Below are 6,951 nucleotides of genomic sequence, written 5' to 3' on the forward strand. Positions count from 1 at the left end.
AAAAACATACATTTTTTTAATCATATATCCCTCCCATATTTAATTTTTGATTCTATCTACCCTTTTGATAATAAATATCATTCATTTACTTTTAAAGAATAAACTTCCTGCTCAAACTTTTAAATACTTTCCCATAAAAAAGAAAGTTAACTTACATTAACTTTCTTTAAATTTTTATGCTCTTATTTTTAATCTAACTTTTACAAAGCCTAAATTATAGTTGTTTTTAATTTAAAATCGTCCTTATTTCTTTGTTAATAAGAGTTAACATAAACTATATTAATTTAATTCTAAATTTAATAGATCAATTATTATTATAAAATTAGCTTTTTCTTTATGAATTTTGCTAATTCCTATTTTTGAATTTAAATTTAAATTTATAGATGACTTTAAAATATGACCTCCCATTAAATGCCATTCTTTAAATATATTGATTGGTATGTAAAATTTTTTGTTTTTATACTCAATTATATGTTCTTCACCTTTAAGCGTATAATATAGTTCAGTCGCGATCCCAGTTTTGGTATATCCTTGTATAGGTCTTTTTATTGATTTAGGTTTTAACGTAATAAATGATTCATGTGACACTATTATTGTTGCTTCATCTTCAAATCCCATCATAGCCATTGATAGAGGATTAAAAGATTCTCTTTCATCTAATTTATATTTCTGTATGGAGAGCATAGCCCTATACTCTCCACTTGGAAATACATTGATTAAATCTTTATAATCTACATTACCATTTTTCTTAAATCCATTTAATATACTAGCTTTATTTACTATCTTCTTATTAAAGCTCTCTAATGAGCTTGCAAGTAGTGCATATGAAATTTTCTCGCTCTCTTCTAAAGAAAATTGAAGTCCTCTATTTAAAAACAATTCTATAGCAAATCTATTTTCGTCTAGTTCTTGCGCAATACTTTCTCCAATTTTTGTAAGCTTGTATTTGTTTACTTCTCTATATAAAAGACCCTCTTTAATCATATTATCTAATATATTTTTTGAATTAGGTTTAGTACAAGAAAAGGCTCTAGCTACAGAAGTAATGTTATTTTCTTTTTCATTATTTTTTAAATGTAAAAGATATAATTTTTGTATGTTTGTAATCTCTAAATTTCCCATATCAACCTCTAAAATTTAATCTCTTGCCATTTTCTGTATTCTATTCGCAATTCTAAGAGTAGACAATTTATGACTTACTATTATAACTGCTTTATCCTTTGTCTCTTCCCAAAGGGATTTTAAAATTATCCCTTCATTCAAACTGTCTATATTTGAAGTTGGTTCATCTAACAACATCAATTTCCCGCCATGTAAAAATCCTCTTGCTATTGAAATTCTCTGTTTCTCTCCTGTTGAAAGAGAGCTTCCTAAAACCTCAACTTCTGTATCATAACCATTTGGTAAATCTTTTATAAAATCATGTACAGAAGCTTTTTTACACGCTTCTAAAATTTCATCGTCAGTCGCATCCTGCTTTGCTATTCTCAAGTTATCAGCTATAGTACCTTTAAATAAGTGTGTACTTTGAGTTATATACGTATGATTTTTTCTCAAACTTTCAGTATTAATATCCTTTATGTCTATCCCATTTTCTAGTATCTTTCCAAATTTAGAATCATAAAATCTCATTATCAACTTTAATACCGTAGATTTACCGCATCCACTTTTACCTGAAAGCCCTAATATATCACCTTTTTTTAATTCTAAATTAAAATTATCTAAAACTTTCTCATCTTTATAAGAAAAAGATATGCCTTCAACTGATAAATCATTAAATTCTATATTTTTGCCTCGGCTGTTCGATTCAACCATAGGCTCTTCTTCTAATAAATTTATAACTCTCTTACCGCAGGCAAAAGTAGTAAGTAAATTATTTGCCAAATTAGATAATGCCGATACAGGCCCAAATGAGCTCATAAATATTATCATCGGAACTACCATTGCTACTAAATCAACATTTTTATTTTTATATAAATAAAGTGCTGTAACCATAAAAATAATATTTCCAAACATAATAACCGAGCTTGATAATCCTAAATTCTCACCATATATTTTACTCAACTCTTTTGAAGCTCTATTTAACTTTTTTGTCTTCAATATCATCTCATCTCTTCTATTAGAACCTGTGAAATATTGAGTTGATTCTCCTATTCCATAAAAAGTATCCATTATTGATGAATTCAAATCACTTACTGCTTTTCTCTGAACATCTCCAATATTCCTAGCTCTATTAGATGTTATTATCGGAATTAATATAGCCATTATAATGTGAAAAATTAATAATATAAAAGAATATATAATATTAAATTTCGATAAAACTATTGTATAAAATATAGTGTGAATAAAAGCTATTAAAACTGGAGATATAGTGTGTGCATAAAATACTTCTAGTAATTCTATATCAGAGGTGATTATAGATACCATTTCTCCGCTATCTATGCCTTCCATTTTTGCAGGTGCTAATTTTCTAAGTGCTTTAAAAATTTTATCTCTTATAATTTCTAAAACTTTAAATGCAACATAATGATTACATAGTTGTTCAAAATACCTCAACAAAGACCTTAAAATAGCAAAAGTAAATAAAATTATTACCAAGTTTTTTATTCCAAATTCCATTTCCTTTACTTTTATAATTCCATAGCCGCCAACAAATGGAATTGCTGTTGCAATTATATGCCCTAAACTTCCGAATAAAATTGCAAGTACCATTACTCCTGTTAATGGCTTTACAAGCACAATTAACTTTTTCACTAATATCAAATACTCTTGTAATTTTTTCATTTAATCCTCCAATTTTCAAGCGCCACTTGAGAATTATAGAGTTTTGAAAAATTACCATTCAACTCAATTAATTCTTTGAAAGTGCCTTTTTCTTTAACCTCAGAATTTTCCATATAATAAATACAATCTGCACTAACAGAATGTTTTAAACGATGGGATATTATAATTATCAACTTATTTTTCTTCAACTCTTCAATAAATTGCATAATTATATCCTCGCTCTCAGCATCTATGTTTGAAGTCGCTTCATCGAAAATATAAATTGGAGAATTTTTTAGTATAGCTCTTGCTATAGCTATTCTTTGTCTTTGACCTCCCGAAAAATTATTTCCTTGTTCCGATATCAAAGTATCTAGACCATTTTCAGAAATAAAGTAATCTTTAAGACTTAACTTTTCCAATATACTCCACATTTCAGATTCTTTAATATCTTCATTTCCCATTTGCAAATTGTATCTTAATGTACCTTTAAATAGATATGGGTTATTCGTAACCAATGTAGCATTTTTTAAAATTTCTTCTTCCTTTAAATTTGTTTTACCACCATAACTTATTTCTCCAGTATTTGGAATTATTGAGTTCATAAGTAATGCTGCTACTGTCGACTTACCACAACCAGATTTTCCGACCAAATAATTTAATGTTCCAAATTTAAAATCCATATTTATATTATTTAGAACTTGTCTAATACCATCGTATGAAAAGCCGATATTATTCATCACTATACTCGGTGTTTTAGTATCTATATACTCATTTCCTTTAAGTTCTTCTTTAGTTTCCATAACTCTAAATAGATGGTCCACTGCCCCCATTCCATTCATAGCTATATGAAAGAAAGAACCTAATAATCTAAGTGGTAAGAAAAATTCAGAAGAAATTAAAATAACTACTAAAACTTGCTGAATATTTATTTCCCCTAAATCATAGTAATAAGCACTAAATAATATACCTAGAACAGCTCCTGAATAGGCTATTATATCCAGAACTGTTATGTTATTAAGTTGCATACTCAATACTTTCATAGTTTTTATTCTAAATTCTTCAGCATATTTATTTAATTTTTTGTTTTGTGCTTCATCTGCATTAAATATTATAAGTGTCGTAAGACCTTCTAAAAAATCTACAAACACCTCAGATAAGTCAACATAACTTCCCCAATATTGTGAATTTATTTTCTTAGCTAATTTTTGAACAAGTATAATTGCCATTGGAATTAACGGAACTAATACAATTAAAACTATAGCTATTACCTTATTTATATTTAATAAAAACAAAACAATATTATCGGAGATACTATTGAATACACCAGTTGAGGAATGAATGAACTAAAATAAACTTCTAAATTTTCAATCCCATTCACTGACAATTGAGAAATTTCAGCTATATTAAAATTCTTTGAATATCTCATTCCATAGCTGTAAACCTTGTCAAATAATTTAATTCTTATTTTTTCTTTTACCTTACATGATAATTCATTAGAAATAGCACTAATTAGCCTAATTACACCTATTTGGAGTAATAAAATCACCCCTAATACAGCTATTAATTTATACTCAATGATATTTAAATTAATCACACTAGTAACTGAATTTGCTATACAATATATCATTCCAACATTCAATAATAGCGCAACAATTTTTAGCATAATTAAATAAAGTATATATACTTTCTCTTTTTCCATAAGCTTCAGTAACTTTTTATTAATCATCAGCTACCTCCGTCTTTAACTCCGAAATTAGATTGTATCTTATACTTTCTTCATAAAAAATATTTGGTGCAAAAATTTTAATTCGACACCAAAATTTTCTTTCATTTTTTAAAAGAAGTGTTCCACTTAAAAAAATAGGTTTCAATTTTTTTCTCCTCTCTGTCGGGTAGACAGAACCTATTTTTCACATAACCTAATTATAACAAAAAATATTTAATCAGCAAGTAATTTTGATACTAAATATCGTTTAATCTTTAAATTTATAATCTAACTAAAAAAAGAACTAACTACTTGAGTCAGTTCTTTATCTTAAATATCAAATTTATTTAGCTTCTTTTTAGCTTTTGCTTCAGCTATAACTTTTTCTGCAATGTTAGAAGGAACTTCTTCATATCTTGTAAATTCCATAGTGAATATACCTCTACCTTGTGTCAACGCTCTAAGATCGATTGAATATTCAAACATTTCAGCTTGTGGTGCTTCTGCAATTAACAGTTGTGTACCATCACTTTGTTGGTCCATTCCAAGTATTCTACCACGTCTCTTGTTCATGTCTCCCATTACATCTCCAAGATATGTGTCAGGAACAACAACTTCAACTTTTACAATTGGCTCTAATAAAACCGGTTTTGCTTCTTCCATACCTTTTTTAAATGCTATGTTAGCTGCCAACTTAAATGAAACTTCATTTGAGTCTACATCGTGATATGAACCATCATATAAGACAGCTTTAAAGTTTGTCACAGGATATCCTGCAAGCACACCATGTTCTTTAGATTCTATAATTCCCTTTTCAACTGCTGGGAAGTAATTCTTAGGAACTGCTCCACCAAATACTTCTTCATCAAATATAAAATCTTCATCAGAAGGTTCAAATCTAATCCAAACATCTCCATATTGTCCTGCACCACCGGATTGTTTCTTATGTTTACCTTGAACTGATGCAGTTCCCTTTATTGTTTCTCTATATGGTATTATGAACGGAATTATATTTACTTCAACTCCAAATGTATTCTTTAATTTTTCAAGTATTACATCTAATTGAACTTTACCTTGACCACCAATTGTCAATTGTTTAGTTTCAGGATTTCTTTCAATAACTATTGATGGATCCTCTTCTTTTAATTTTCTCAAAGAAGTTGAAAGTTTTTCTTCATCACCTTTTGTCTTAGCTTCTATTGCATAGTAAAGAACAGGTTGCGGGAATTTAGTAGACTTAAATTTTACAATATGATTTTTATCGCAAAGAGTGTCTCCTGTCTCTGTATGAGCAAGTTTAGTAGTAGCCCCTATGTCCCCTGCATAAACTTCTGATATTTCACTTTGAGTCTTTCCTCTTACCAAATACAATCCACCCAATTTTTCATTTTGTTCTCTTGTTGAATTATACAATAAAGTATCTTTTGTTAACTTTCCTGAAATAACCTTAAATATTGTTATCTTTCCAACAAATGGATCAGTTATAGTTTTTATTACACCTGCTGAGAAAGGTTCTTTATCTGATACGGTTCTTTCTTCCCCTTCAACGTGTCTAAATCCTAGATGAGCTCTTTCATCATCTGGAGCAGGCATATAATTTATTATAGTATTTAAAAGAATGTCTATTCCTATTCCCTTTTCTCCAGAACCAACTAATAGCGGAACTGCATCCCCTTCTAATAGCGCAGTTGTAACACCTCTTAATAAATCATCTCTACTGAATTTTTCTCCAGAGAAATACTTTTCCATTAAAACTTCATCAGAACTTGCAACTACTTCTGCTATTTCTTCATACATTCTTTCAGTAGCTTTTACTTGGTCATGAGTGAGTTCTATTTCTTCAGGAGCTCCATTTTTATACTTGAATCCTTTTTGATAGATAACGTCTGTAACTCCTATAAAGTTTTCACCTTCTCCTATAGGTACTGAGAAAGGAATTACTTTTTTCCCAAATCTGTCTTCAAGCTCTTCCATAATCCTTCTGAAATTTACGTTTTCCCCATCTATTTTATTAATGAATATTATTCTTGGAAGCCCTATTTTTTCAGTATATTTCCACATTCTCTCTGTTCCAACTTCAATTCCAGAAGTTGCATCTATAACCATAAGAGCTGCTTCTGAAGCTCTTAACGCCCCATAAGCTTCTCCTATAAAGTCAAGATATCCGGGAGTGTCAATGATATTTACTTTTGTATTTCTCCATTCAACAGGTATTATTGATGTTCCTATTGAAGTGCCTCTTTCCATTTCTTCTTTAGAAAAATCACTTACTGTGTTTTTTTCTGAAACACTTCCTAATTTTTTAGTAGCACCACTTTGAAATAACATAGCTTCTGTCAAATTTGTCTTACCGCTTCCACTATGCCCAACTAATGCTAAATTTCTAACCTGTTCAGTTTTATATACTTTCATATCTATCCTCCTATATTTGAAATCGTTTTACCATGACATTATATCATAAATTTATGATTTTTTATATG

The 6,951-nt window shown here is 28.9% G+C and carries 5 protein-coding genes and 1 pseudogene; all 6 read right to left on the reverse strand.

The annotated features are described in order from the left end of the window. Positions 1-279 precede the first annotated feature (279 nt). Complete coding sequence (locus HMPREF9129_RS07645) at positions 280-1,122, reverse strand: MarR family transcriptional regulator (protein ID WP_004822207.1); 843 nt, start codon at positions 1,120-1,122, stop codon at positions 280-282. A gap of 15 nt (positions 1,123-1,137) precedes the next feature. Beyond that, on the reverse strand, positions 1,138-2,784 hold the full coding sequence (locus tag HMPREF9129_RS07650; protein WP_004822210.1) for an ABC transporter ATP-binding protein: 1,647 nt from the start codon (positions 2,782-2,784) through the stop codon (positions 1,138-1,140). Beyond that, positions 2,781-3,605, reverse strand: a complete 825-nt coding sequence (locus tag HMPREF9129_RS12850; protein WP_370882812.1) for an ATP-binding cassette domain-containing protein — start codon at positions 3,603-3,605, stop codon at positions 2,781-2,783. The genes HMPREF9129_RS07650 and HMPREF9129_RS12850 overlap by 4 nt, the downstream gene beginning before the upstream one ends. Positions 3,606-3,701: 96 nt before the next feature. Beyond that, positions 3,702-4,492: pseudogene (locus tag HMPREF9129_RS12855) on the reverse strand (ABC transporter transmembrane domain-containing protein); the annotation flags it as partial. After that, positions 4,485-4,637, reverse strand: a complete 153-nt coding sequence (locus HMPREF9129_RS11470) for a hypothetical protein (RefSeq protein ID WP_004822217.1) — start codon at positions 4,635-4,637, stop codon at positions 4,485-4,487. The pseudogene HMPREF9129_RS12855 and the gene HMPREF9129_RS11470, both read right to left, overlap by 8 nt. Positions 4,638-4,801: 164 nt before the next feature. Then, positions 4,802-6,883 (reverse strand): elongation factor G, encoded by a 2,082-nt coding sequence (fusA, locus tag HMPREF9129_RS07660; RefSeq protein WP_004822220.1) that lies wholly within the window; start codon positions 6,881-6,883, stop codon positions 4,802-4,804. Between the last annotated feature and the right edge of the window lie 68 nt (positions 6,884-6,951).

The organism is Peptoniphilus indolicus ATCC 29427 (genome assembly GCF_000227315.1).
Classification (GTDB): Bacteria; Bacillota; Clostridia; order Tissierellales; family Peptoniphilaceae; genus Peptoniphilus; species Peptoniphilus indolicus.